Raw genomic sequence first — 26,028 nt, forward strand, 5'->3', positions numbered from 1 at the left:
AGGGGCGTCGATAAGCCAAAGGGCAAACCCCCGGCCCCACACCAGGGGTGTGGGACCGGGGGCCAAAGTGCCGGAACAGGTTTAGCGGGGTGCAGCCTCCGGGGAGGGGCGGTTCATGGCGGGTTCGATGGGGCCGTTGGCCAGGGCCGGGACCTCTTCGATGCTGACCTCGGCGGCAGCCGGGGAGCGGGGGATGAGGGCGGTGCAGATGGAGCCGATCACGGCGACACCGGCGAAGAGGTAGAAGGCGGTGGCCGGGCCGAAGCCGGCGGAGATGATCAGACCACCGATCAGCGGGCCGAAGATACCACCGAGTCGACCGAAGCCGGCGACCCAGGAGACGCCAGCCGCACGGGCGGAGGTGCCGTAGTAGTTGGAGGCCAGGCCGTAGGTCAGAACCTGGGTGCCCAGGACGCCGATGCCGGCGAAACCGATGAGCAGGTAGACCAGGACGATCGGCAGCTGGATCGGCAGGATGAAGAGGCAGACTGCGGCGATCAGGAAGGTGCTGGTGATGATCTTCTTGGCACCGATGCGGTCAGCCAACCAGGAGGCGAAGAGGCCACCGAGGACGGCGCCGCCGTTGAGGGCGAGCAGGGAGTACAGGGAGTTCTCGGAGCTGGTGCCGTTGGACTGCATGATCTGCGGCAGCCAGGTGTTCAGGCCGTAGGTGGAGAGCAGACCGATGAAGCTCATGGCACCGATCAGGACGGTGCCCGGCAGGTAAGCACGGGAGAAGAGGGCAGCGAAACCGGTGCGCTGCAGTGCCTTCTGCTTCTCGTCGACCGCGATCTTGTCCTCGGACTGGGGTGCGACGGTCTCGATGGCCAAGAACTGCTTGGCCGGCAGATCGTGCTTCTTGACGAGCTCAGCGGCCTTTTCGGTACGGCCACGGGAGACCAGCCAGCGCGGGGACTCCGGCAGGGCGAAGAGTGCCAGGGGCAGCAGGAAGAGCAGCGGGGAAGCGCCGATCAGGAAGAGACCGCGCCAGCTGATGACGTCCTCGAGCAGGATGGCGAGGATGGAAGCCATGACACCACCGGCGGGAACACCGGAGTAGACGATCGCGTTGAAAAGGTTACGGCGGTTACGCGGAGCGAACTCGGCGACCACGGCGCCACCGGTGGCGACGATCATGCCGACGCCCAGTCCGGTGAGGAAGCGGAGGAAACCGAACATCGCGATGGAACTGGCCATGGAGGTCAACGCCATGCCGAGGGAGAACCAGACGATCGCGGTGATCATCACCTTGCGGCGACCCAGGCGGTCACCGACCGCTCCAGCGGAAAGGGCACCGATCATCACGCCGATCATGGCGTAGGAGCCCAGGGTGCCGGCGATGGCCGGGCTGAGCTCACCGATCTGGGAGGAATCTGCGATCAGGGTCGGAAGCACAGCGCCATAGATGACAAGGTCATAACCATCGAAGAGGATGGAGAGGCCGACGATGGCCAGGACCAGGTACACCGTGCGCTTATGCTTCGGCGATTGCCAGGTGTCTGTGTTGTTGACCGGCCGGGCCGATCGGGTCTGCGATTTGTTCACGGGTCTGCTCCTTGGTGCACTTTTTAACGAAGCTCCCTGCATTTGAGAGCTGTCACACAGTTAAGACCCGCTTCATGAAAGATAACACTAGGGTACCCCCTAAATACTTCTAGGGGGTTCTTGTACGCCCCGACTGATTGGAGTAAACCTTTGTCTTTCCTGACTGTGAAGAGAGCTTTAATTAAGGGTGTTGAACTGCGCGGATGGGAAAATGCGGTGAGGATTTTCCAATGTCCAGGCAGCATCAGGGATTAGTTCGGGCTAATGGACTCGAAATGGTCACAATCATCGCGCCAGGGACTCCCCGGGGGTCTTGACCACCCATGTCTCAGGGTACCGGAATGGAAAATCCCCCGGTTCCTGGTGGAAACCCGGGGGAAGTGAGAAGAGAGCGGGAGGTTACTCCGTGGTCTCCTCTGTTTCTGCGGATTGTTCCTCGGACTGCTCGGCGCGACCTTCGGCCAGTGCGGTGCGGGCGGCACGCAGCCACTCCGGCTGGTTCTCCAGCAGTTCCTTGATGTCGGCGGTGGTCAGGGGCTGGTCCATCTCATTGCGCTTGAGGGCGGCAATGGTGATGCCGAGCTTCTGGGCCACGACGGGGCGGGGGTGGGGTCCATTGAGGCGCAGCTCGACCAGCCATTCCGGCGGGTTTTCGATGAGCTGCTTGAGCTCAGAGTGGGTTACGGCGTTATCGCGGAACTCCTCTGGGGTGGCCGGCAGGTAGATGCCGAGTTTCTTCGCCGCGGTCTGCGGCTTCATCGCAGTTCCGGACGGGATGCGGGCAGATTCTTCGTTCACGCCCTCAACGGTAGCATTCAGAGCATGCTGACCTTAAGTTTCGTCACCGGCACCGAACCCGGAAAATGGTTCGATCGCTTCCGGGACCGCACCCGCCACGGCCGTCTGGAGGCCTTTGAGTCCGAGGACTCCCTGGCCGCGCTTATCGACGGCCGCGCCCAGCTCGCCCTGGTGCGCCTGCCGAGCCAGCAGCTGGATGCGGAGAAATTCCATGTGGTGGAGCTCTACCAGGAGGATAAAGGTGTCGCCCTGCCCAAGGACAGTGAACTGACCCTGATCGAGGGCGAGGTGAAGCTGGCGGACCTGGCGGGCCAGATCATGAACTACCGCATCCCCGATCATGGGGAGGTGGATGTGGCTGCGGTGCGTGAGGCACTGCAGATCGTGGCCGCCAATGTCGGTGTGGTCATCGCCCCCAAGCCCCTGCTGAAGGTACTGAGCCGGAAACTGGTGGTGCCCCGCCAGCTGAAGGATGAGTCTGTGCCGGCGACCAGGATCGCCCTGGTGTGGCACCAGGATGCGGATTCTGATGCGATCCAGGATTTCGTGGGGATCGCCAAGGGAAGGACGGTGAACTCTTCCCGGCAGGTTGCCCCCAAACGCAGCGCACGGGAAAAAACCCTGACCAAACAGGCCCGCCGAACTGCGGAAAAGCCCGCCAAGAAGAGCTCGGATGGGAGGGGCGGAAACCGGGGCGGGAAAGGATTCGGGGGCTCCCGGCGTAAACGCGGTAGGTGACAGATGGGTTGCAGATTCATTCCGGAACTTTAACGATGAGGTCTTCTCATGGCGGGAAGGGTCTTTCCTCATGACAATGGGGAAAAGCTTTTCCAACACCCCCTGATGGAAGGACATCCCTAATGTCTCTGGAAAGAAAAACCCTGCGTCGGCGCATCCTCGCTGGAGCGGCCGCACTTACCCTTTCCCTCAGCGTGGTGGCCTGTTCGGATGCGGAGGAGGCCACTGGGACCGCCGGTGACGCTCTCTCCTCCGCCACCGATGCGGCCGGTTCCGCCATCGACGAGGCCACCGGTGGGGCTGATTCCCCGGATGAGACCACCGAGCCAGGGGAAGAGGGCTCCCCGGGGGAGACCACGGAGGTGGAGTCCGCCGATGGTGAGCCCCTCGAGGTGCCCGCCGCGGTGCTCCCCGTGGCGGAGCAGGCTGGGTTCGGTGCGCCCACCGAGGTTGAGGAGGGGGCCGAGGGCCAGACCCTGGTGAGCTTCGAGGAGGGTTATGTGGTTAATTCCGTGGAAGGTGGGGCCCAGTCGCTGGTCGGCATGATCGCCGAAACCTGGATTGATGAGGGTGGCCTGGACTCCGATGTGGGGGTGCCCGTTGCCCCCGAGGAGGCGAATGCCGAGGGCAACGGTTGGACACAGGAGTTCAATAACGGCACCATCTCCTGGGCCGATGATGGTTCCGGTGAGTTCGTCGCCGATATCCAGAGTAATTAAAGGGCATTCATCCAGGGTTAACCTCAGCTACATCTGTGGTGGCTAGCCTGTGGGCAATCGGGTGGACCCCATGAAAGTGCAGTATCTCCCTGAATCCTGGAGCTACCCACCCGGTGGCGTCCGCCGGGCGTCGGTACCGGCCCCGGGCAGGCGTGGCTCCGATTCCAGCCGTTGCATGCCGCGGTCTGTCGGGTACCCGACAGACCGCGGAGGGAGCTGAACCGAATGTTCAACCGAAGCACCGATACCGCTGCGCTCGATCATCGTGGAGAGTACACCTCCCCGGACACCACGATCCGCACCTATGTCGTCGACACCTCAGTCCTGCTCTCCGACCCCTGGTCGTTGCGCAAGTTTGCGGAGCACAATGTGGTGCTGCCGCTGGTGGTGGTGACTGAGCTGGAGGGCAAGCGCCATCACCCGGAGCTCGGCTGGTTCGCCCGACAGGCGCTGCGCCTGCTTGAGGAACTACGTGCCACCCACAAACGGCTCGACATCCCCGTCCCGGTCTCACCGGAGGGCGGCTATCTGCGGGTCGAGCTCAACCATCAGGACCAGTCCCTGCTGCCAGCTGCTTTCCGCGGCACTGAGGGAGATGTCCGCATCCTGACCTGTGCCCTGAACCTGCAGGCTGAGGGCAATGATGTGGTTCTGGTGACCAAGGACATCCCGTTGCGTGTCAAGGCCGGTGCCGTGGGGCTGGCCGCCGATGAATACCACGCTGAGGATGTGGTCCTGACCGGTTATAGCGGCATGGTCACCGCACACACCGACTCTGTCACCGTGGACACCCTCTTCAAGGATGGGGAGGTTGAGATTGATGACATCCGGACACCGGAGGGGGAGGCGGTGGAGGACCTGCCGGTGCACTGTGGGGTCACCCTGCTCACCGGCACCCAGTCCGCCCTGGCACGGGTGAGCGCCCGGGGCACGCTGCAGCTGGTGCGCGGTGATCAGCAGGCCTTCGGTCTGCAGGGTCGTTCCGCGGAGCAGCGCATCGCCCTGGATCTGCTGCTGGATGAGTCGGTGGGCATTGTCTCCATCGGTGGTCGGGCAGGTACCGGCAAATCCGCCCTGGCACTGTGTGCCGGTCTGGAGGCGGTGTTGGAGCGTCAGGAGCATAAGCGGATCGTGGTTTTCCGCCCCCTCTATGCGGTCGGTGGCCAGAACCTGGGTTACCTGCCCGGTAATGAGCTGGAGAAGATGAACCCCTGGGCGCAGGCGGTCTTCGACACCCTGGATGGGTTGGTCTCCGATAACGTCATGGAGGAGATCCAGGCCCGGGATCTGATCGAGGTTCTCCCGTTGACCCATATCCGTGGCCGCAGCCTGCACGACTCCTTCGTCATCGTCGATGAGGCTCAGTCCCTGGAACGGAATGTGCTGCTGACCGTGCTTTCCCGGTTGGGGCGAGGCAGCCGGGTGGTGCTCACCCATGATGTCGCCCAGCGCGATAACCTCCGGGTGGGGCGCCACGATGGGGTCCAGGCGGTCATTGAGACGCTGAAGGGTCATGAACTCTTCGCGCACATCACACTGCAGCGTTCAGAACGTTCCGCGATTGCGGAGCTGGTGACCGATCTGCTGGAATCGCGCTGATCACATTTTCCCCCCAGCAATGGCGAGACTGCGGTATCGAAGGGACAATGGAACTCATGGCAGAAGCAACTTTCAAGATCCGCCCGATCCGCCCCGAAGATTATCTTCAGGTGCAGGAAATCTATGTGCAGGGACTGGAAACCGGACACGCGACCTATGAACGTCATGCCCCGACCTGGGATGAGTTCAATGGTCGCAAGATCGAGGGAACGGTATTCGTCGCTGTCGAGGCTGATGATGAGGAGAAGGTGCTCGGCTGGGTCTCGGCTGCGCCTATTTCCCACCGGGAGGTGTTCTACGGTGTGGTCGAGGATTCCATCTATATCCGTAAGGGTGCCTCCGGCCGTGGTATCGCCGGAGCTCTCCTGGACCGTCTGATCGAGGAGTGCCAGCAGCTGGGTAAGTGGGGCATCCACTCCTGGATCTTCCCGGAGAATGAGGGCTCGGTGAAACTGCACGAGTCCCGTGGCTTCGAGAAGGTGGGCACCTTGCGCCACCTGGCGAAGATGCCCTACGGCGAGCTGAAGGGACAGTGGCGGGACACCGCCATCTGGGAGAAGCTCCTGCCCAAGCCAGATGTCGAGGTCTAGCCAGAAACAACACCATCAGAGAAAAGCTCCGGCCCCACACCGATATCGGTGTGGGGCCGGAGCTTTTGGAATGCCAGAGGCGGGATACTTACTTGGCCACTTCCGGCTCAGGTGAGCTGAGGGATTCGATCTTGTCGCTCAGCTTGCCTTCCTTGATGCCCAGCAGCAGAGCGGCGGCGATGAAGGCCAGCGGGCACAGCAGCAGGAACACCGGGGTCAGCGAGTCGTTGTAGGCGACCTGGATGGCGTTCTGCAGCACCTCCGGGAGAGTCTCGATCAGTGCCGGGGTGAGGCTGTTGGAACCTTCGGCGGAGGAGAACTGCTCCACATAGGGGGCGGCATCGGGACCCATGGAGGCCAGTGCGGGCTCCAGGTTCTCCGGCAACTTGCTGCTCAGGTTACTGATGAACATGCCACCGACGAGGGCGGAGCCGAGGGTGCCACCCACCTGCCGGAAGAAGTTGTTGGCACCGGTTGCGGTGCCGACCATGGACAGCGGGAAGGAGGTCTGCACGATGAGGACGATGACCTGCATGGCACAGCCCAGGCCGAAACCGAAGATGAAGAAGTAGAGTCCGACGGTGACCAGGGAGGTTTCGGTGGTCTGCAGGCTCAGCAGGATCAGGCCGATGCCGGTGATGACCATGCCCACCATCGGGTACCACTTGTACTTGCCGGAGCGGGAGATCAGGTTACCGACCGCGATGGAGGTGCCCATCAGGCCGATCATCATCGGGATCATCATCAGGCCGGCAGCGGTCGGGCTCATCCCATAAACCATCTGCAGGTAGGTCGGCAGGTAGGCCAGCGCGCCGAACATGAACACGCCGATGCCCAGGCCCACCAGGGTGGTGAGCACGAAGTTGCGGTTCTTGAACAGGGTCATCGGGATGATCGGGTCCTTGGCCTTGAGTTCGATCAGGACGAAGAGCACCGCGAAGACCACGAAAGCGGCAATCAGACCGAGGATCAACGGGTCGCCCCATTCGTACTCATTGCCACCCCAGGTGACAAAGAGCACGAGGGAGGCGGTGGACAGTGCCATGGTCATGGTGCCCATCCAGTCAGCCTGGAACTTGCGTTCCCGCTGCGGCAGCTTCAGCAGCAGGGCGATGGCGATGATGGCGATCAGGCCCAGCGGGACGTTGAACCACAGACCCCAGCGCCAACCGGGGCCATCGGTGAACCAACCTCCCAGGACGGGGCCAGCCACCGAGGAGACACCGAAGACGGAGCCCATGATGCCCATGTATTTGCCGCGCTCCCGCGGGGTGGTCACCTCAGCGGTGATGGCCTGTGAGGTGATCTGGATGGCACCGCCGGCCACACCCTGGATGGCGCGGGCGGCGATCAGCATACCCATGTTCGGGGCGAGGGCACCGAGTACGGAACCCACGATGAACATGATGATGGCAGCGATGAAGAGCTCTTTGCGGCCGATCTGGTCGCCGAGCTTGCCGAAGATCGGCAGGGCGATGGTCATGCCGAGCAGGAAGGCGGTGATGACCCAGGACATGTGGTTGACACCACCGAGCTCACCGACGATGGTCGGCAGTGCGGTGGAGAAGATCATCTGGCCCAGGGAGCTCATCAGCATGGTGAGCATCAGGGCGGCGATGATCAGGTGCAGTGTCCGTTTGGACTTCGGGTCACGTTCCACCTCGCCAGCGGCGGGAACAGAGGTTGTGCTCATTCTTTGGGTTGTCCTTCGATCAGGGTGGTGATGTCACTCAGGGCCTGGGTGCAAGCCAGGTTGAGGGCGATGGGGGAGTTGTCATTGCCGTTGAGCCAGCTCATGTAGCCCAGTTGCAGGGAAGATGAGGCGATCGAGACCAGGGTGTTGGCCTCCTGTTCCAGGCTGGAACCGGTGATCAGGGCATCCGGGTGGATCTCGTAGTACTCCTGCAGCAGAGCCTTGAGCGCCAGGTGGATCTCATGGAAACTGGAGTGGCGCTGGAGAATCAGCTCCGGGTTGCGGTGCCGGATCTCTTTACGGCGACGCAGGATCTCTGTTGCCCGGGGGCTTTCCAGGAGTTGAGTGGAAAGCGCCGTTGCGGAGCAGAGTTCCAGGACCGCATTCAAGAGGTGGGGCTGTCGGCTACCGAGGAAACTCGCTTTTTCCTCCGCGGTGGGGAGGCGGGGCGGATCGCCGAAGACGGCGGTTTCCTTGGAATCAACATAGTTGAAGAAGGTTCTTTTGGAGATCCCGACCTGAGCGCAGATATCCTCCACGGTGACATGGTCGAAGCCGCGCTCAGCCACCATGGTGGTGGCGTGTTCTTCGATGGCGGCGCGGGTCGCCCGGCGCTTGGCCTCACGGAGTGGAAGTTCTTCGGTCTCGTTCACCTGCGACACTCTACCTACGTTTTGCACTCGGTGCAATTTTACACAGCGTGCAATAAGTCTGGGTCCTGATAGTTTGTGAAGTGGCTCATAGATTTTGGGGTACTTCAGTGTCGATGGGCACCCAGCGGTGCTAACGTCACCAGAGAGGGCGCACGCCGCCCACCTCAACCCCGGGACCATCATTTCCCGGGAGGTACGACAGGGAGGCAGAGATGTTCTTCAGGAAGTTCCGCGCCAGGAAGCCGAATCCGACGCCCCCGGAGCCAGCAGCGAAGACACTGGTGCCCGGACTCAGCCCGGAAAAGGGATTGGAACTGCGCAAGGAACTGCGACAGCACTTCGCCGGGCATGGCGCCGCCATCCACTTCGAAGGCACCTCCGGAGTGATCACCCACCCAACCAAGGGGCGGATCAGGGTCAACTTCGAGAACCTGGTGCGGGCGCTGGCCGGAAATGAAAACCCCTACTCAGTCTCCCGGCACGCTGAAGCCTTTGTCCAGGCCATCATGACCGAAGACGGCACCGACACCATGCGGGACCCGGAGATCTACGCCGGCCTGCGACTCAAACTCACCGCCACCGCCGGACTGAGCGAGTCGGAAAAAGACATCATCGACTCCGCCACCATCGCCCCCTTCGCCCGGGACATCGCGATCACCCTGGTGCTGGACACCGAACACACCATCCAGACCGTCGCCCTGGGCCGGGCCGAAGACTTCGACGACATCCCCAGCCTGCAACGCGCCGCCGGAGCCAATCTGCGCAGTGAACTACAGCACGCGGCAGTGGAGGTGGTGCATCACCCCGGCACCGAGAACGCGCCGGGTGCACACTTCTGGTCCTTCGAGTCGGACAGCTTCTATCTGGGCAGTGCCGCGATCTATCTGGAGGATTTCCTCCGGCAGCGGGCCCCCGGCCTGGACCAGTCCAACGGGGTGATCTTCGCGGTCCCCAACCGACACCTGCTGTTGGCCCGCGAGGTGTCCACCGGCACGGATCTGCTGGAGGGACTGCATCGTCTGGCCATGGTCGCCGCCCGTTTCGCCCTGGAGCGGGCTCATCCCATCTCACCTTCGCTCCATCTCACCTATGCCGGGGGACTGGAGACCATCTCCGAGATAGATCAGCAGGCCCGGGAGCTGAAGATCATGCCGAACCCACACCTGACCCACCAGCTGGGGTTAAGTGATGAGAGCGGGGATCTTTAACCGCGGCCCGTCGATAAGCAGAGAAAAACCCGGCCTCCCTCGTAGGGAGACCGGGTTTAAGAGGCGCGGTTTTTTACTTGTCGCGGTCCGTGTTGGCCATCGCGAGGACGTCCAGACGCTTGTCCAGCTCTTCCTCGGTCAGCTTCTCGCCATCGACGAAGCCGAGGTCGATCACGGTCTGACGGATGGTCTTGCCCTCAGCCAGCGCGGTCTTGGCGACTTTGGCGGCGTTCTCGTAGCCGATCGCGGAGTTCAGCGGGGTCACGATGGAGGGGGAGGACTCAGCCTGCAGCTTCATGTGCTCTTCGTTGGCCTCCAGCCCGTCGACCAGACGCTCAGCGAAGACGCGGGAGGTGTTGGCCAGCAGCTTGATGGACTCGAGTACGTTGCGGGCCATCACGGGGATGAACACGTTGAGCTCGAACTGGCCCTGGGAACCACCGAAGGCGACGGCGGCGTCATTGCCGATGACCTGGGCGGAGACCTGGGTGGCGGTCTCACACAGCACCGGGTTGACCTTGCCCGGCATGATGGAGGAACCCGGCTGCAGATCCGGAAGACGCAGCTCGCCCAGGCCGGTCAGCGGGCCGGAGCCCATCAGGCGGATGTCGTTGGCGATCTTGTAGAAGGAGACTGCGATGGTGCGCAGTGCGCCGGAGATCTCGACCAGGGCATCGCGGTTGGCCTGTGCCTCGAAGTGGTTGCCAGCCTCGGAAAGCTGCTCGAGACCGGTCAGCTTCTTCAGCTCTTCGGTGACCTTCGCACCAAAGTCAGCCGGGGTGTTCAGGCCGGTGCCCACCGCGGTGCCACCGATCGGCAGCTCACCGACGCGGGACAGGGTGGCCTCGACGCGATGGATGCCCAGCTCGATCTGGCGGGCGTAACCGGAGAACTCCTGGCCCAGGGTGACCGGGACAGCATCCATCAGGTGGGTGCGGCCGGACTTGACCACGGACTTCCACTCCTTGGACTTGTTGTCCAGGGAGGTGTGCAGCTGCTTCAGTGCCGGGATCAGATCCTTGACGGCTGCCTCGGTGGTGGCCACGTGGGTGGCGGTCGGGAAGGTGTCATTGGAGGACTGACCCATGTTGACGTGGTCGTTGGGGTGAACCTCAACGCCATTGCGCTTGGCGATGGAGGCGATGACCTCGTTGGTGTTCATGTTGGAGGAAGTGCCGGAACCGGTCTGGAACACGTCGATCGGGAACTCAGCGTCGTGGGTGCCCTCCGCGATCTCCTTCGCAGCGGCGATGATGGCCTGCCCCTGCTCCTCGGGCAGCAGTCCACGCTCCATGTTGACGGTGGCGCAGGCCGCCTTCAGCAGACCCATGGCACGGATCTGGGCGGACTCCAGCGGGCGATCGGAAATCGGGAAGTTTTCCACCGCACGCTGGGTCTGGGCCCGCCACAGTGCCTGGGCGGGAACCTTGACCTCGCCCATGGTGTCGTGTTCGATGCGGAATTCCTGCTCGGTCATGAAATCACTCTCTGTCTGTTAGATGATGACTCGGTGCGGGGCGCTTCCAGCCCCCGCGCACCGCATACTTGCAAGTATGCCTAATATTTTGGCCCGGTGGGTGGAAAACCCCGCCTGAGGGGTGTGCCGGACACCCAGGATTGTACGCCCGGCCTTTCTCCAGAGTCGCCGGGGACCACCTCATCGTCATCGACGTGTCCCGCAGGGATTATCCCGCAGAAAAATGTGCTTATCGACGCCCCCTCCACTCCCTCCCAGGCCCCCGGGGGTTCGGCAGCAAAAAACCAGGCAGGTCAAGGACCTGCCTGGTTTAAGGGGTGCCGGGATGTGGCTTAGATGCCCGGTGCCGCGGAGTAGTCGATGACGGAGTACTCCTGCAGCTTGGCCAGCTTGTGAACGGACTCGACGTGGCGGACGGTGCCGGACTTCGAACGCATGACCAAGGAGCGGGTGGTCGCACCGTTGGCGCGGTAGCTCACACCACGGAGCATGTCACCGTTGGTGACGCCGGTGGCGGCGAAGAAGCAGTTGTCGGACCTGACCAGGTCATTGGTGTGCAGCACGCGGTTGAGTTCGTGACCTGCCTCCACCGCCTGGCGGGCTTCCGCCTCATCACGCGGTGCCAGGATGCCCTGGATCTCGCCGCCCATGGCCTTCATGGCGCAGGCGGTGATGATGCCCTCCGGGGTGCCACCGGTGCCCAGCATGATGTCGATGGAGTTGGAGTCCTGCGCGGCGGCGATGGCACCGGCGACGTCTCCATCGGAGATCAGACGGACCTTGGCACCGGCGCGACGGATATCGGCGATCAGATCCTTGTGACGGGGACGGTCCAGAACCACCACGGTCACATCCGAGGCGGCGACACCCTTGGCCTTGGCCACGGCGTTGATGTTGTGGTCCACCGGGGCGGCGATGTCGACCTTGCCGGCAGCCTCGGGGCCGACGGCCAACTTCTTCATGTAGAAGACGGCGGAGGGGTCGTACATGGAGCCACGCTCGGCGGCGGCGATCACGGAGATGGCGTTGGGGCGACCCTCCGCCATCAGGGTGGTGCCATCAACCGGGTCCACGGCGATATCGACCTCGGGGCCGTTGCCGGTGCCGACCTCTTCACCGTTGTACAGCATCGGGGCCTCGTCCTTCTCGCCTTCACCGATGACGACCACGCCGCGCATGTTCACGGAGTTGATCAGCTGACGCATGGCGTCGACGGCGGCACCGTCGCCCTCGTTCTTCATGCCGCGGCCGACCCAACGTCCGGAAGCCAGGGCTGCGGCCTCGGTCACTCGGACCAGCTCCATTGCGAGGTTACGGTCCAGGCTTTCGGTGGGTTGTGCGTTCATGTGTGTACGGCCTCCTGAAGAAGATGGGTTCGCCTAGGCGATATAAAGAGGGTGGGAAGGGTTGGGCTCAGCCAACCTGTCTGCACCTACGTTGCTTCATTCTTCCATCTTCTGCTTCCGTTTTTGGGGTGTTCTCCACCCGAAAGAGGGGACATGTCGGACGCATCACGTTCCGGGGCCCGCCCAGAGCGGGGATTCTTCCCGCTAGCTGGGGCATGACATACTGTTTGGCGTGGCTGATGAAAAACCCAAGATTTTCCAGGGCGGCAAGGACATGGTCCTTTCCGTCGGTGTGATTGTCCTCGTGATGTTTCTCATGGTCGGTTTCACCGGCATGTGCAGCTGGAACCCGGGAGCCCCGAAGCAGGGCCCCGTGCAGGAGGTCGATGCGGTGACCTTCGCCTCCCTGGAGGCCCGGACAATGAACTTCCCGGTGCGGATGCCGGAGACCCCGGAAGGTTGGGTCACCAACTCAGCCCGTCGCAGCATGGTCGATGACACCCCGGCCGTCACCATCGGCTGGGTGACCACCGAAGGTGGCTACCTGCAGTTGACGCAGACCGGGGAAGAACTTGATGATGCCGTCCGCGGCATCGACCCTGATCCCCGCACCCTGGAAGAAACTCGGGAGATCGCCGGCGAGGAGGTCCAGCGTTACTCCTCCGAGGAAAGTGATGTCCGTGACCTCTGGGTGGTGGACCTGGATGAGGTCCGCATCCTGCTGACCGGTGCCGGCACTGATGAAGAGTTCAGCACCCTCCTGGATGTGGCCATCGAGGCCGAACCGCTGCCCAGCGAATAAGCGGATTCACGACTGCGATTCAGGTGGCCAGCAGTACGGTCAGCAGGGACAAGATCACGATCAGCGCGACACACACCTGAAGCGCCAGCCGGAAAACCGGCTGCCGTTCCGGTTGATCCGGGCAGAGCCGGACCGCCAGTTCGATGCGGGACGGGGACGCCAGGGTCAGCAGGGAAGCGGAGACATTCTGGGCTGCGACCACCGGCAATGCGGAGACACCCAGCACATTCGCGGCCTGGGCCTGTGGCCCGGCAAACATGGCGTTGGCACCACTATTGGATCCGGTGAGGAAACCACCGGCCCCGCCGATCACCGGAACCAGGAACAGGTAGAGGCCCCCGAGTTCGGCGAGTCCGTTGGCGATCTGACCGGACATCCCGGAAACACTCATCACCACCCCCAGCACAATGAAGAGCCCGGTGGCAGGCCCCACATGGGACCAGGTCCGGGTGGCATGTCTGAGGGTGGGGCGCAGCTCATTCCGGGTGGTACGCAGGGTGAACAACACCGCCACTGCCAGCCAGAAAGCCGGGGAACCCAGGTATTTCCAGGGGGTGTCCTCCAGGGAGCTCAGGCGCAGCAGGACCTTGAGCAACAACACTCCGCCGAGCAACACCCCATAGGGTGCCAGTGCCTGCCAGACACGGGCCGGGGCCTGCATCGACATCCCCCGGAAGCGGTGCAGCAGCAGATGCACCGCGAGGGTGAAGGCGGCACCGAGCGCACCGGCGGTGGCGGTGCCGAAGAGCAGGTTGGCCCCCAGCACCCCGACCCAGAGCAGCAGCCCGGAGGCGATCGCCAGCCCCATGCCCCGGGCACGCTGTCCGGGTTCGGCGATGAGGAACACCGCGGCGATACCGGCCCCGATGAACACCGGCAGGCTCAACACCGCGCACATCACGCCGAAGTCATCAAAACCGACCTCAGCCATCTGGGCGGCGATCAGGGTGCCGGGGCCCATGGCTCCCCAGGGAATCGCGCACAACCCCAGCAACCCCAGGGGTGCAGCCTGGCGTCCGCTATAACCCAGACCGAGCAGCAGGGGTACCGCAATGGCCACACCCACTCCGAAACCGGTCAGCGATTCCGCCAGTGGCGTCACCCCGTGCACCACGGCCAGCGCGGGGGTCACGCCGGTACCTAACCGGGCGCGCAACCAACCGGAGAGCTCAGCCTGATCGCCGGTGCGTCGCCCCGCCTCCGCGAAGGCGATGCCACCACCGACGATCAGCATCACCTCCAGCACCAAGGGCCACCATTGTCCGGTGGCGGAGAGGCTTTCCCGCCAACCCAGGCCAAACCACAGGACCCCGATCAACACGGCCGAACCCAGACCCAGGAGCGCTGAACGCAAGGTGGATTGGCGTGCCAGGAGCACCCCGATCACCAGGAGCAGGGGCAGCAGGGCAAGGAAAAGGTTCACTGCCCCATGCTAGCCAGCCCCCGCCCGGCCAGCCGGGGAAGCGCCCTATTCCGGGTTTGAGTTGTCCGTGCCGAGTGCTTCCTCCACCCGCTTGGAGGCGTTGGCCAGGTGTTCCTCACAACGCCGGGCCAGGGACTCGCCCCGCTCCCAGTATTTCAGGGACTCATCCAGGCCCATCTGGCCGAGTTCGAGGATCTTGACGATCTCGATCAGCTCATCCCGGGCCTGTTCATAATTCAACTGCTCGACCGGGGTGAAGATATTCTCGCCGGCCTGACCGGTACCGAAGGAATTGGGCTGGGTCATCTTGAGGATGCTCGCTTTCAAAAAGGAAGAAGTTGGTGGAGGTGAATCAATTGGCCGGGGTGGTGGACATGGCGGCTGCGGTGATCGAACCATCGGCCACCCGGATCCGCAGCTGGCTGCCGGGCGGGGACTGCTCGATGGTGGTCACCACCTCCGGCTCCGAACCATTACGGGGAAGCACCTGCACCACGGAATAACCCCGGGACAGGGTGGCAGCCGGCCCCAGGGAGGACACCTGGGCACGTAGTGCGGCCACCTGAGCCTGCTCCCGGGAAAGCAGGTGGGTCATATCGCGTCGGACCATGGCAAGTACCTGTCCCAGTTCCTCGCGGCGGCGGTGGATCGGGGTCATCGGATCAGCCATGACCGGACGGGAGCGGACCGAGGCCAGACCCTGCTGCTCGCGTTGCACCCAACCGCGTAGCGCCGCAGCCGCCCGGGAACGGGCCTCCGCGATCAGGGCACGTTCCTCCGCCACATCCGGCACCACCCGTTTGGCGGCATCGGTGGGGGTGGCGGCCCGGAGGTCCGCCACATTGTCCAGGATCGGGGTGTCCGGCTCATGACCGATGGCGGAGACCACCGGGGTCCGTGCGGCGGCGACGGCACGCTGCAGCGCCTCCTCCGAGAAAGGCAGCAGATCTTCGACTGAGCCACCACCGCGGGCGATGATGATGACATCAACGCGTGGGTCGTCGTCCAGCTCCTGTAGCGCCTGGAGGATCTGCGGGACGGCCGTGGCGCCCTGTACCGCGGTGTTGCGGACCTCGAACTGCACCTCCGGCCAGCGGTCCTTGGCCACCTCGATGACATCGCGTTCCGCGGCGGAACCACGGCCGGTGATCAGACCGACGCGCTGCGGCAGGTAGGGCAGCTTCTTCTTGCGGGAGGGATCGAAGAGACCTTCCGCCGCCAGGGATTTACGCAGCATCTCGATCCGGGCCAGCAGTTCACCGATGCCCACCGGGCGGATCTCGGTGACCCAGAGGGAGAAGGAACCACGCCCTGCGTAGAAGGCAGGTTTGCCGTAGACGACGACGCGGTCACCATCGCGCAGGGGGGTGGGGGAGTTGCGGATCAGCTGGGTGGGGCAGGTGATCTGGACGCTGGCCTCGGCCTCCGTGTCACGGAGTGTGAGGTAACTCAGCTTCCAGTTGGGCTTCATGTTCACCTGCGTGAGCTGGCCTTCGACCCAGAGGTGGCCGAGTCTTTCGATCCACCCCTTGACCTTAGAATTTACCTCGCGGACCGGCCACGGGGCATCCGGGGTGCTGGGGGAATCGGACAAGGGTGTTCCACCTCTCGATGTTCGCTGCTGGAGATGTGCCTCGCCCATTCTAGGCTTTTGATCAGACCTTGGATACTCTGGCATTATGAGCTCTGCTGAGAAGAAGGTCCTCCTGGCGGCCCCTCGTGGGTATTGCGCCGGAGTTGACCGTGCGGTTGAAACTGTCGAAAAGGCGCTCGAGACCTATGGGGCGCCGGTCTACGTCCGTAAGGAAATCGTCCATAACCGTTATGTCGTGGATTCCCTCGCTGAACGGGGTGCCATCTTCGTGGAGGAGACCGATGAGGTGCCGGAGGGTTCCCATCTGGTGTTCTCCGCCCACGGCATCAGCCCGGAGGTCCGTGAGCAGGCCAAGGCCCTGAACCTGCAGACCCTGGATGCCACCTGCCCCCTGGTGACCAAGGTCCACAATGAGGCCAAGCGCTTTGACCGGGACGGCTACCACATTCTGCTGGTCGGACATGAGGGCCATGAGGAGGTGGAGGGAACCTCCGGTGAGGCTCCTGAGGTCACCCACCTGGTGGACGGGCTTGAGGGTGTGGACACGCTCCCCGAATTTCTCCAGAATGAGAAGCTGGTCTGGCTTTCCCAGACCACCCTCTCCGTGGATGAGACCATGCAGATCGTGGTGAAGCTGAAGGAGCGTTTCCCGCACCTGCAGGATCCGCCCTCTGATGACATCTGCTACGCCACCCAGAACCGTCAGGTTGCGGTTAAGGCGATCGCCCCGGATGCTGATCTCTTCCTCGTGGTCGGTTCCCAGAACTCCTCCAACTCCAAGCGGATGGTGGAGGTGGCGTTGCAATACGGTGCCAAGGCCTCCCATCTGGTGGACTTCGCCAATCAGATCGATGAGAAGTGGCTGGAAGGTGTCGAGACCGTCGGACTTTCCTCCGGTGCCTCGGTTCCGGAGATCCTGGTCCGCGGTGTGCTGGAGTTCCTGGCTGAGCGCGGTTACGGCAAGGTCGAGGAAGTGACCACGGCCAGCGAGAAGATTGTGTTCTCTCTCCCGCGTGAGCTGCGCCCCGCGCGCTCCACCACCAAGACGCTCTAATACAGTTCGGCCTGCGTAGCTGAAAAACCCCGCCTCCGAGATGGAGGCGGGGTTTTCTGCTGGGCTCAGCTCTCGTAGAGGTCATCCCGGATGGAGCGGTTCTCGCGGGGCTGGTTGCGGCGAAGCAGCTCCTCCACCGTGACCCGGTCCTCACCGCGCTCGGTGCGGGAGCGACGTGGGGTCCGGGTACTGGTCTGCCGGGCCCGGTAGGCGGTGGCCCGGTTGGCGCGGTCTGCATCCGCTTCACGACGCCGCACCTCCCGGGCGACAACCTCCCGTTCCTGTTCCCGCCGCTGGTGCAACCACAGTCGCAGCAGGGCAATCACCGCCGCCCCCACAGTGATGACAATCAGTACCGGGAAGAATTGAGCCAGCGGGTAGATGGCGGTGACGATCGCGGTGGTGGAGAAACCGGTGGCAGCGGTGGCCATCGTCTGCGCGACGAACCAGGCCGCCACCGGGGTCAGTATCCCGAAGAGGAGGGGGAGCACCGCCACACTCAGGAAAAGGCCACGCAACTCCACGAAGAGAGCCACCGCGATGCCGGCCACCGTGAAACAGAGCAGGTAGGTCACCCCCAGTCCTCCCATGGCGACGCTGACCAGGAGGCCGGTGACCAGTGCGGCGAAGATGATTCCGACGCCCGACCAGGTGGGTAGACCCGTGAAACTTGCCGCTGCGGGGCGGGTGTTCCGGCGGCGGGTTTTCCTGGTTTTGGGGGGCAGATTCGACACGGGTAGTCATTCTAGCCGCTCACCGCTAAGGGACGAATACTCCCAACCCCCGGGGACTAGGAGGTGGGGTTCTCCCCGGCAGGATCTTCCCGGGAGTGACGGGGTCGCGGCCGGGCGGGTTGCAGCGGGGTGAGATGAGTTCTGGCGCGGGCCGGGAGCTGCAGTTCCGAAAGCTGGCGGGCCGTGGGCATCACCTTGGTGTCCAGGGCATCGAGGGTGGAGTTATAGGCCTCAACCGCCTGCTCCAGAGTTCTTCCCACCTCATTGAAGTCGTCGGTCAGGGAATTCAGCCGGGAGTGCAGCTTCGTGCCGAGCCGGTTGACCTCCCTGGCGCGGTCACCGATCTCCTCCTGTCGCCAGCCCAGGGCCACCGTGCGCAACAGGGCAAAAAGGGTGCTGGGGGTTGCCAGGACAATATTGCGTTCGAAGGCGAACTCCAGTATTTCCGGATCCACGCTGAGCGCGGCATCCAGGAAGGGGTCCGCCGGGATGAAAGCCACCACGAACTCAAGGGTGTTTTCTTCGGCATCAATCTGCTCCAGGTCTGCCAGCTTCGTGATGTGGTTACGCAGTCGGTGGGCGTGCCGACGCAGCTGTGCTGCCTGCTGTTCCGGGTCCAGGGCATCCATCGCCGCCAGATAGGAATCGAAGGGGGCCTGGGCGTCGACGATGATCTGGCGTTGCCCGGCAAGATGGACCACCAGGTCGGGGTGCCGCAGCAGGCCGTCCAACCGGACCTGGGTGGGGGAGGAGAAGTCACAGTGGCGGACCATGCCGCCGAGTTCGACGACCCGCTCCAGCTGAACCACTCCCCAACGGCCCCGGATCTGTGGGGAGCGTAGTGCGCTGACCAGGTCTTCAGATCTTTCATTGAGTCGGGCGGAAGAGCGGGTGATGCTCTGGATCTGGGTGGCCAGGGAGGTGTAGGCGTTATTGCGCTCCTGCTCCAATTCGCGAACCTGTTCGCTCAGCTCCGCCACGTTCTGACTGAGGGGGTCAAGGCTGCGTTCCAGACTGCGTTGGATGTGCTCGTTGCTGGCACGCTGCAGTTTCACCGGGTCGGCGGACTGCTCCTGTGCGGCGAGGTTTCCCCTGGCCAACCAGCCGATGATGGCCCCGACCACCAGACCCAGAGTGAGATAGACAATGCCCATGGGACAAGTTTCTCATGGGTGTTGCTACTTGTGCTGCTCGCGTCCGAACAAACGTGTGAGTGTGCTGGTTGCCTCATTGAGTCGGGTCAGCAGGGTTGTGGTGTCTTCCCCGGTGACGGTGACCGGAGCCAGCCGCTGATCGGGCACCACCACCGGTGGGTCCTCCCGCTTTGCGCGCATCCGTTTACCGGCTTCCTCGGTGTAGCGGCCGGTCCAGATACCGGCATTAGTGGCGAACTTGATGTCACTGGTCTTGCGCTCACCGGAACGAAGCATCGCCATGTCCTGGACATAGCGCAACGCCACCGCGATCATTGCGGCGACAGGCACCGCCAGGAAGGCACCGATGATGCCGAAGAGGCCACCGCCGACGGTCACCGAGATCAGCACGATCACGGGGTGCAGATCCATGGCCTTGGACTGCAGGATGGGGGAGAGGATATTGCCCTCGATCTGCTGGACCGCCAGGATCAATGCCAGTGCCAGGATCGCCTCGGTGAAACCCAGGGAGACCAGGGCGATCAGCACCGAGAGGGCACCCGCGGTGATCGCACCGATATAGGGGATGAAACCAGCGATGAAGGTGATCACGGCCAGCGCCAGTGCCATGGGCACACCGATCAGGGTGAGTCCGATGCCGATCAGCACGGCGTCGACAAACGAGACCGCGGCCTGGGCGCGGATGAACCCACCCAGGGTGTTCCAGGCGCGGGTGAGAAGCTCGGTGCCGTGGCGGCCCACCCGACGGCCGGTGGCGCGGCGTAACCAGGGCAGGAAGCGGTGGCCGTCCTTGAGGAAGAAGAACACCAGGACAATGACGATGGCGAGGGTGACGATCACCGAGGTGGCGGCGGAGAAACCACTGAAGATGCCGCCGGCGATCGCGCCGGCCTGGTCCTGTAGCCAGCTCGCCGCCTGGTTCACCGCATCATCCAGATCCTCCGAGTCCAGGTTCAACGGTGGTCCCTGCAGCCAGAGGCGGAGCCGTTGGATACCGTCAAAAGCCTGGTAATAAAGGGTGGTGGACTGCCTTGCGACGTCCGGGGCGATCACCATGAACAGACACACCACCGCGGACAGGGTGCCGAGCATCACGGTCAGGGCGGCCAGGGAACTGGGCCAGCGGTGGCGACGCAGCCAGGCGGTCGGGGGTGCCAGCACGGTGCACAGCAGCAACGCCAGCACGATCGGCAGGACACCTGCCCAGAACTGCTTGAGCAGGAACCAGATGGCATAACCTGCCACCGCCACGACCAGCAGGCGTACGCACCAGCCGGCGAGGATCTTCAGTCCCTCATCGAAAACCCGGGAGCGGTCGATCTGGTCCCGGTAGCCACCGGAATCCTCGGAATCCAGGTCGGAGAACTGACCTGATTCATCCAGCTCATCCGGCGGGACGGACCTTTCCAGGGGCTCGGCGGGCTTATCTGGCTGGGCATCCGACATCGAAGCATCTCCGGCGGTGTCGACACCGCCGGGGCCGCTGACATCCGGGTTGCCGTCGGCTGCTTGATCATCCTGTTCACTCACATCTTCTATATTGCCTGATACCTCGGACCCAGGGCACTGCCGCACCACCGCGAACCGGTGATTTGATCATGTTGATAGGATCAGGTCTCGTGAGCCTAACTCTTGGAATCGTCGGTCTGCCCAATGTGGGCAAGTCCACCCTGTTCAATGCCCTGACCCGGAACGACGTTCTCGCCGCGAACTACCCCTTCGCGACGATCGAACCGAATATCGGCCTCGTCGAGCTGCCTGATGAGCGACTCAAGCGTCTGGCTGAGATCTACGGATCAGAGCGCATCCTGCCCGCCACGGTGTCCTTCGTCGACATCGCCGGCATCGTCAAGGGTGCCTCCGAGGGTGAGGGCATGGGTAATGCCTTCCTCGCGAATATCCGCGACGCCGATGCCATCTGCCAGGTGGTCCGCGCCTTCTCCGATGAAAACGTCATCCACGTTGAGGGACAGGTCGACCCGACCACCGATATCGCCGTGATCAACCTTGAGCTGATCCTGGCTGACCTGCAGACCGTGGAAAAGGCCCTGCCCCGCCTGGAGAAGGAAGCCCGCAAGGACAAGTCCCTGGCGGAGACCGTGGAGGCCACCAAGAAGGCCCAGAGCATCCTCGAGGATGACCGCACCCTCTTCTCCGCGGCCAAGAACGGCGAGATCGACCTGGCACTGCTGCGCGATCTGCACCTGATGACCGCCAAGCCCTTCCTCTATGTCTTCAACTCCGATGAAGAGGTGCTGACTGACGAGGCGAAGAAGGATGAGCTCCGCGCGCTGGTCGCTCCCGCGGACTGCGTTTTCCTCGATGCCCAGACCGAGACCGAGTTGCTTGAACTCGAGGATGAAGAAGCCGCCGAGCTGCTGGAATCCGTCGGCCAGACCGAACCGGGACTGCACTCCCTGGCCCGTGCCGGTTTTGAGACCCTCGGCCTGCAGACCTACCTCACCGCTGGTCCCAAGGAAACCCGCGCCTGGACCATCCACAAGGGCGATACCGCCCCGCAGGCTGCCGGCGTGATTCACACCGACTTCGAGCGTGGTTTCATCAAGGCCGAGATCATCTCCTTCGAGGATCTTGATGAGTGCGGCTCCGTCGCTGAGGCCCGCGCCAAGGGCAAGGTCCGCCAGGAGGGTAAGGAATACGTCATGGTGGACGGTGACGTGGTGGAGTTTAAGTTTAACGTCTAGCGTTAATGACGGATTCCGTTATATGCTGTTGCGGTGATCAGATCGTTCGGCAGCAAGGACACCGAGCGCATCTGGCATGAGCAGTACGTCAAGCGCATCGATCGGACGGTGCAGCGGGCGGCCTTGCGGAAGCTCGAGCTGATCCATGCGGCGAAGGATGTCGAGGACCTCCGGATTCCGCCGGGTAGCCGTTTGGAGCAACTCGTCGGCGACCGTCGTGGGCAGCGCAGCATCTGGGTGAACTCCCAGTGGCGTGTCTGCTTCGTCTGGAGAGATGGAGGTGCGGAAGATGTCGAAATCGTCGACTACCACTGAGGTCGACCTGATCGAGCCGGTCCACCCGGGAGAGATCCTGATGGAGGACTTCATCGAGGGATTCGGGATCACGCAGAACAAGCTTGCAGTGTCGATCGGTGTACCGCCGCGGCGGATCAACGAGATCGTGCACGGCAAGCGCGGAATCACTGCCGATACGGCGATCCGTCTGGCGCGGTACTTCGGGACGTCCGAGGAACTCTGGATGAATCTCCAGTCCAACTACGAACTGCGGCTGGAACGCCGGGCGCTGGGTGACAAGGTCGCCGCAATCACCCCGCTCAAGGTCGCCTGAGCGTCGGTCCAGAGCGCCGGCGGGTGCAGAAGGTCGTCGGCTACGTCGTCAGCAACGGTCGGTTGTTGGTGTTCACGCATGACGACTTCCCCCCCGAGGTCACCGGCGTCCAGGTTCCGGCAGAGACCATCGAGCCAGACGAGCAGCCCGCGGCTGCGGTGGTCCCGCGAGGTGTGGGAGGAGGCCGGGGTCGACGTCCGTATCGTCCCGCGCACTGGGTGTCGAGCAGTACGATATGTGGCCTTTCAAGCCGGAACTGCATGAGCGCCACTTCTTTCAGCTCGCGCCACGTGGTGACAATCTGGCGGTACGGTGGCGCGCAGGGGAGGAGCTGCCATCCGACGGAGGGGCTCTGCAGCGGTGGGCGTGTCAATAGATACCGCTGGAGCAGGCTCACGTGCTGTGTGCCAGCTTCGGCGCGCGACTCGGTGAGATCATTCTCGGGGCCGGCGACGGTATGTCGGCACGCGGTGGAGTTCAACGTGTAAACCCGGTTTGACACAGCCTCCGTGTCAGGCACGATGACGGGATGAAAGTCCTGACTTTCGCGTAGGAAACGCTCCTGGCGGTGTGGCTGGATTGACGGGTCGTGCCGGTCAGTTGTACCGCTCCAGATGCCGGATCCTGGTTCAATTCCTTAAAAAGTATCTTTAAAAGGATTAGGCTGGCTAGACGAGGAAGCAGAACGATTTCGTCTACACCCCGATACAGGAGTTTTGAGCCATGAGTTTCTCAGTTTATCTTTCCGGCGAAATCCACACCGATTGGCGGGATGAAATCCAGCGAGGCGCCGAGGCCGCCGGGTTGGATGTGGTGTTCACCGCTCCAGTAACGGACCACCCTGCGAGTGACGCCGCCGGCGACCATCTGGGCGAGACCGATAGCCAGTTCTGGCGTGATCACCAGTCCGCCAAGGTCAACGCGATCCGCACGCGCACCCTGATCGAGCAGAGTGACCTGGTGGTGGTGCGTTTCGGTGACAAATACAAGCAGTGGAACGCTGCCTTCGATGCTGGCTACTGCGCCGCGCTGGGCAAATCCTATGTGACCCTGCATGATGCGGAAATCGTCCATGCCCTCAAGGAAGTTGACGCCGAAGCTCAGGCCTGGTGCACGACAACCGACCAGGTGGTGGAGACCCTCAAGTACGTACTCAAAGCGTGAGTGACTCCGAAATCCTCGCGATGCTCGCATCCGAGGCAACCGCTGTCGAACGCTCCTTATATGAACTTCTGGTGCGCCGTCGTTCAGCTTCCGCTAAAGAGTTGGCCGAAATAGACACGGCGATTGAACAGGTCCGGGATCTTAAGAAAGATATTTCTGAGCAGGCTGCAGCAATCACGGTGCGCCAGATCGAGGAACGACTCCAGCGGGCCCGGGCCTCAGCTGATCCAGATGGTCCCCGGCTGGATATGGACAATTTCGTGCGTGCCCTGGACCAGGGACTTGGTTGGCGTCGAGATGAGAGCTCATTTATCGAAGACGGCATTCGAAAGCTTCCTACCTACAGTGTTGTCGCTGCCTGGGATGATGGTTCGTTCATCCACTTCGTGCTTCACGTTGTGGCGGGAGCCCAGGATGGATACCTGGGTTATTGCTATGAGGACGACCCTTCCCGGTGGTCTTGGCGGGTGGCTGATATCGAGATGCAGGAAGTGAGTGTACTCAGCGACCTGTGGTTCTACGGCGAGAACCTGGTACCTAAGATCGAGGGGGCAGACCCGGAAGAGATTCGCTGGCAGGCTCCAGTTCCCGATAAGTATCTTCCGACGAGTGTGGAGGATCTGCGTTCGGTGGACCTGGGAATGGCTGCCTGGGTTAACCCAGAATATTTCCCTGCGACTTGAAAGAACCTTCCCGGTGACCTCGCCTATCGACGAAACATGGCGGACTTCAAATTTAACTTCTGAGTCGATTCATTAGGGGGGCGTTGGAGCTGAGTGCTCAAACAGCTCCGCATCACCGCCTAATCCGACTGCCACTGAAAATGTCCGCTGACGGTACCCTTGCCCGGTGGGTTCCACTTTCTACACGCCTGGGTAGGTGACCTGCCCCTGGTCATCGATCACGGCACCTGCGGTGAGTGTGGCTGCGGTGGTATTTCCCGGGCCCATGATGTGACGGACATCCTGGCCGGCGGCCAGGAGATGATCGACGATGATGCGCCGGTGGCAGCGCCACCAGACCGCCTCGGAGCACATGATTGCGGTCGGGGAGCCCTGCGCGGCGTCGATAAGCTGGCGAAGAGCTGTTTTGAATTCCTCGGAGAGCGCGTGATCAGCGTAGTTGTGAAAGCTCCGGTTCTCCCAGAACCCGTTGACCTTGAAATCTACTGTCCGGCTCACCGGCCTACGCCCGGTCAAGGCCTCCACCCGACGGTATGAAATTCCGGATTCCGGCAGTTCCCGGGCCAGAACATCATCGTTGAAGTGGGGGTATCTCCGGGAACCGGGGAGCTTACGGACATCCACCAGCTCTCGAACCGCTGCCGCGGCAAGCAGTTCCGTGAACTCCGCGAGTGTCCGGGTGGAGTGCCCGATGGTGAAGATGGTCATGGTCCTACTTTCTGTCAGATCCCTGTGACCGCAGCAGCGATCAATTCCCGCGACCGGCTACGTTCCGCTCCATCCACCAGCATGTCCTGCACCATGATCTCGGTGGCTCCGGTCAACTCCACAATCCGGGACAGCTGCTCCCGGAGCGATTCAACGGTGCCGGATAACTGGGCCGGGATGGTGCTGCCGTCGAAGTGGCTGGGTTGTTGTTTAGCCACCGGGGAGAGTAGTTTTGCCGCCTGCGCCAGGGTGGGCACGAATATCTCATCACCTGTCAGCCGCAACTGTTTGAGTGCCCGGGCTGGCCAGGTCAACCGGTGCGCGCTTACCATGTCATCGGCCGCCACAATATTCAACGCCAACATCCCGCGGTGCTGACCTGCCCCAGCGAAGCTCTCCCGGTAGGCACGTAGACTGTCTACGGCTGCGGTGGGATTGATGAACCCGGCGAAAACATAACCCAGTCTGAGCTCACCGGCCAGGCCGGCACTTTTCCCGGAGGAACCCAACACCCAGACCTGGGGCACCCCACCGATCCCGGCGGTGATGTCCACGGTGGCGAAAGGATGGTTCCCGGGAAAGCCGCGGTGCTGGTGGGCGAGCAACTCGCGGAGCTGGTCTGCGAAGGAGACGGAACTGTGTCCGGGGTGGACCAGCGGCCCGGCGGTGGCCCTGCCCAGGCCGAGATCGATCCGCCCGGGTGTCAGCGCCTCCAGTTGTTGGAAGCGTTCGGCAACGTGAAACGGGCGGTAATGGTTGAGCAGTACCGCGCCGGAACCGACCCGGATCCGGTTGGTCCGGGCTGCCGCGAGCGCGATCAACGTGGCCGGATCCTGGGAGGCAAAGGCGGGGGTGTGATTGTGCTCGGCGTACCAGATCCGGTGGTAGCCGAACCCCTCTGCCTCCGTGGCGGCCGACACCGCGGCAGCCAGGGCTTCGTGTTTGGTGCCGCTGGCGCGCACCGGGGCCAGTTCAACCAGCGAAACCTGCACCACAACGTCCTTCCCGGTAACCGACAATCAATGACCCAA

26 protein-coding genes are annotated in these 26,028 nt (G+C 63.0%); 12 read left to right on the plus strand and 14 right to left on the minus strand.

What is annotated here, in order from left to right:
* Window positions 1-81: 81 nt before the first annotated feature.
* The gene (locus COCCU_RS04630) at window positions 82-1,545 is read right to left on the minus strand and encodes an MFS transporter (RefSeq protein ID WP_231598864.1); all 1,464 of its coding nucleotides are present in this window, start codon (window positions 1,543-1,545) and stop codon (window positions 82-84) included.
* Window positions 1,546-1,944: 399 nt separating this feature from the next.
* Complete coding sequence (locus tag COCCU_RS04635) at window positions 1,945-2,304, minus strand: DUF5997 family protein (protein WP_156232582.1); 360 nt, start codon at window positions 2,302-2,304, stop codon at window positions 1,945-1,947.
* Between the two features lie 63 nt (window positions 2,305-2,367).
* On the opposite strand from COCCU_RS04635, the gene COCCU_RS04640 reads away from it, so the two are divergent.
* The 4 genes from COCCU_RS04640 (at window position 2,368) to COCCU_RS04655 (ending at window position 5,989) form a co-directional block, all read left to right on the plus strand.
* Window positions 2,368-3,081 (plus strand): LysR substrate-binding domain-containing protein, encoded by a 714-nt coding sequence (locus COCCU_RS04640; protein WP_231598865.1) that lies wholly within the window; start codon window positions 2,368-2,370, stop codon window positions 3,079-3,081.
* A gap of 122 nt (window positions 3,082-3,203) precedes the next feature.
* Entirely contained in the window at window positions 3,204-3,800 is a 597-nt protein-coding gene (locus tag COCCU_RS04645; protein WP_156230445.1) for an LGFP repeat-containing protein, read from the plus strand.
* Window positions 3,801-4,025: 225 nt separating this feature from the next.
* Window positions 4,026-5,399 (plus strand): PhoH family protein, encoded by a 1,374-nt coding sequence (locus COCCU_RS04650; RefSeq protein ID WP_156230446.1) that lies wholly within the window; start codon window positions 4,026-4,028, stop codon window positions 5,397-5,399.
* Window positions 5,400-5,455: 56 nt separating this feature from the next.
* Complete coding sequence (locus COCCU_RS04655) at window positions 5,456-5,989, plus strand: GNAT family N-acetyltransferase (protein ID WP_407924154.1); 534 nt, start codon at window positions 5,456-5,458, stop codon at window positions 5,987-5,989.
* Between the two features lie 88 nt (window positions 5,990-6,077).
* Here COCCU_RS04655 and COCCU_RS04660 read toward each other — a convergent pair whose 3' ends face one another.
* A complete protein-coding gene (locus COCCU_RS04660) occupies window positions 6,078-7,682 on the minus strand; it encodes an MDR family MFS transporter (RefSeq protein ID WP_231598866.1) in 1,605 nt (534 codons plus the stop codon).
* The gene (locus COCCU_RS04665; RefSeq protein ID WP_197088437.1) at window positions 7,679-8,335 is read right to left on the minus strand and encodes a TetR family transcriptional regulator; all 657 of its coding nucleotides are present in this window, start codon (window positions 8,333-8,335) and stop codon (window positions 7,679-7,681) included. Before COCCU_RS04665 ends, COCCU_RS04660 begins: the two co-directional genes overlap by 4 nt.
* 212 nt (window positions 8,336-8,547) lie before the next feature.
* Between COCCU_RS04665 and COCCU_RS04670 the strand changes: the two genes are divergently transcribed.
* Window positions 8,548-9,543 (plus strand): hypothetical protein, encoded by a 996-nt coding sequence (locus COCCU_RS04670; RefSeq protein ID WP_156230449.1) that lies wholly within the window; start codon window positions 8,548-8,550, stop codon window positions 9,541-9,543.
* A 73-nt stretch (window positions 9,544-9,616) separates the two neighbouring features.
* On the opposite strand, the gene COCCU_RS04675 is transcribed toward COCCU_RS04670, so the two are convergent.
* Together COCCU_RS04675 and glpX are read right to left on the minus strand one after the other, a co-directional pair.
* Window positions 9,617-11,020: a class II fumarate hydratase gene (locus COCCU_RS04675; protein ID WP_156230450.1), complete on the minus strand. Its 1,404-nt coding sequence runs from the start codon at window positions 11,018-11,020 to the stop codon at window positions 9,617-9,619.
* A 332-nt stretch (window positions 11,021-11,352) separates the two neighbouring features.
* Window positions 11,353-12,366, minus strand: coding sequence for a class II fructose-bisphosphatase (gene glpX / locus COCCU_RS04680; RefSeq protein ID WP_156230451.1), 1,014 nt, complete (start codon window positions 12,364-12,366; stop codon window positions 11,353-11,355).
* 232 nt (window positions 12,367-12,598) lie between these two features.
* Here glpX and COCCU_RS04685 point away from each other — a divergent pair, with 232 nt between their 5' ends.
* Complete coding sequence (locus tag COCCU_RS04685) at window positions 12,599-13,168, plus strand: DUF4245 domain-containing protein (RefSeq protein ID WP_156230452.1); 570 nt, start codon at window positions 12,599-12,601, stop codon at window positions 13,166-13,168.
* Window positions 13,169-13,187: 19 nt separating this feature from the next.
* Here the strand turns inward: COCCU_RS04685 and COCCU_RS04690 are convergent, their stop codons facing one another.
* Genes COCCU_RS04690 through xseA form a run of 3 tightly spaced genes read right to left on the minus strand, consistent with a single transcriptional unit; the run spans window position 13,188 to window position 16,185 of the window.
* Window positions 13,188-14,591, minus strand: a complete 1,404-nt coding sequence (locus COCCU_RS04690) for an L-lactate permease (RefSeq protein WP_156230453.1) — start codon at window positions 14,589-14,591, stop codon at window positions 13,188-13,190.
* A gap of 45 nt (window positions 14,592-14,636) precedes the next feature.
* The gene (locus tag COCCU_RS04695; protein WP_156230454.1) at window positions 14,637-14,897 is read right to left on the minus strand and encodes an exodeoxyribonuclease VII small subunit; all 261 of its coding nucleotides are present in this window, start codon (window positions 14,895-14,897) and stop codon (window positions 14,637-14,639) included.
* A gap of 46 nt (window positions 14,898-14,943) precedes the next feature.
* Complete coding sequence (gene xseA, locus COCCU_RS04700) at window positions 14,944-16,185, minus strand: exodeoxyribonuclease VII large subunit (protein ID WP_231598867.1); 1,242 nt, start codon at window positions 16,183-16,185, stop codon at window positions 14,944-14,946.
* Between the two features lie 85 nt (window positions 16,186-16,270).
* On the opposite strand from xseA, the gene COCCU_RS04705 reads away from it, so the two are divergent.
* Window positions 16,271-17,239, plus strand: a complete 969-nt coding sequence (locus COCCU_RS04705) for a 4-hydroxy-3-methylbut-2-enyl diphosphate reductase (protein WP_156230456.1) — start codon at window positions 16,271-16,273, stop codon at window positions 17,237-17,239.
* Between the two features lie 65 nt (window positions 17,240-17,304).
* Here the strand turns inward: COCCU_RS04705 and COCCU_RS04710 are convergent, their stop codons facing one another.
* From COCCU_RS04710 to COCCU_RS04720, 3 genes are read right to left on the minus strand one after another with little or no spacing between them, the layout of a single operon-like run.
* Window positions 17,305-17,973 carry a DUF6542 domain-containing protein gene (locus COCCU_RS04710; protein WP_156230457.1) on the minus strand — a complete coding sequence of 223 codons (669 nt, stop codon included), beginning with the start codon at window positions 17,971-17,973 and terminating at the stop codon, window positions 17,305-17,307.
* Window positions 17,974-18,029: 56 nt separating this feature from the next.
* Window positions 18,030-19,127 (minus strand): DNA recombination protein RmuC, encoded by a 1,098-nt coding sequence (locus COCCU_RS04715; protein ID WP_156230458.1) that lies wholly within the window; start codon window positions 19,125-19,127, stop codon window positions 18,030-18,032.
* Between the two features lie 24 nt (window positions 19,128-19,151).
* The gene (locus COCCU_RS04720; RefSeq protein ID WP_156232586.1) at window positions 19,152-20,573 is read right to left on the minus strand and encodes an AI-2E family transporter; all 1,422 of its coding nucleotides are present in this window, start codon (window positions 20,571-20,573) and stop codon (window positions 19,152-19,154) included.
* A 173-nt stretch (window positions 20,574-20,746) separates the two neighbouring features.
* Between COCCU_RS04720 and ychF the strand changes: the two genes are divergently transcribed.
* The 5 genes from ychF to COCCU_RS04745 all read left to right on the plus strand — a co-directional run bounded on the left by ychF (window position 20,747) and on the right by COCCU_RS04745 (window position 24,289).
* A complete protein-coding gene (ychF, locus tag COCCU_RS04725) occupies window positions 20,747-21,832 on the plus strand; it encodes a redox-regulated ATPase YchF (protein ID WP_156230459.1) in 1,086 nt (361 codons plus the stop codon).
* Window positions 21,833-21,865: 33 nt separating this feature from the next.
* Complete coding sequence (locus COCCU_RS04730) at window positions 21,866-22,147, plus strand: type II toxin-antitoxin system RelE/ParE family toxin (RefSeq protein WP_156230460.1); 282 nt, start codon at window positions 21,866-21,868, stop codon at window positions 22,145-22,147.
* Complete coding sequence (locus tag COCCU_RS04735) at window positions 22,122-22,442, plus strand: HigA family addiction module antitoxin (protein ID WP_156230461.1); 321 nt, start codon at window positions 22,122-22,124, stop codon at window positions 22,440-22,442. The genes COCCU_RS04730 and COCCU_RS04735 overlap by 26 nt, the downstream gene beginning before the upstream one ends.
* A 723-nt stretch (window positions 22,443-23,165) precedes the next feature.
* Window positions 23,166-23,606, plus strand: coding sequence for a YtoQ family protein (locus tag COCCU_RS04740; protein WP_156230462.1), 441 nt, complete (start codon window positions 23,166-23,168; stop codon window positions 23,604-23,606).
* Window positions 23,603-24,289: a hypothetical protein gene (locus tag COCCU_RS04745; RefSeq protein WP_156230463.1), complete on the plus strand. Its 687-nt coding sequence runs from the start codon at window positions 23,603-23,605 to the stop codon at window positions 24,287-24,289. The genes COCCU_RS04740 and COCCU_RS04745 overlap by 4 nt, the downstream gene beginning before the upstream one ends.
* 180 nt (window positions 24,290-24,469) lie before the next feature.
* Here COCCU_RS04745 and COCCU_RS04750 read toward each other — a convergent pair whose 3' ends face one another.
* Window positions 24,470-24,997, minus strand: a complete 528-nt coding sequence (locus COCCU_RS04750; protein WP_156230464.1) for a DUF488 domain-containing protein — start codon at window positions 24,995-24,997, stop codon at window positions 24,470-24,472.
* 14 nt (window positions 24,998-25,011) lie between these two features.
* Window positions 25,012-26,016, minus strand: a complete 1,005-nt coding sequence (locus COCCU_RS04755; RefSeq protein ID WP_231598868.1) for an MsnO8 family LLM class oxidoreductase — start codon at window positions 26,014-26,016, stop codon at window positions 25,012-25,014.
* Between the last annotated feature and the right edge of the window lie 12 nt (window positions 26,017-26,028).

The sequence above is a fragment of the Corynebacterium occultum genome (assembly GCF_009734425.1).
In the GTDB taxonomy this organism is placed as follows: domain Bacteria; phylum Actinomycetota; class Actinomycetes; order Mycobacteriales; family Mycobacteriaceae; genus Corynebacterium; species Corynebacterium occultum.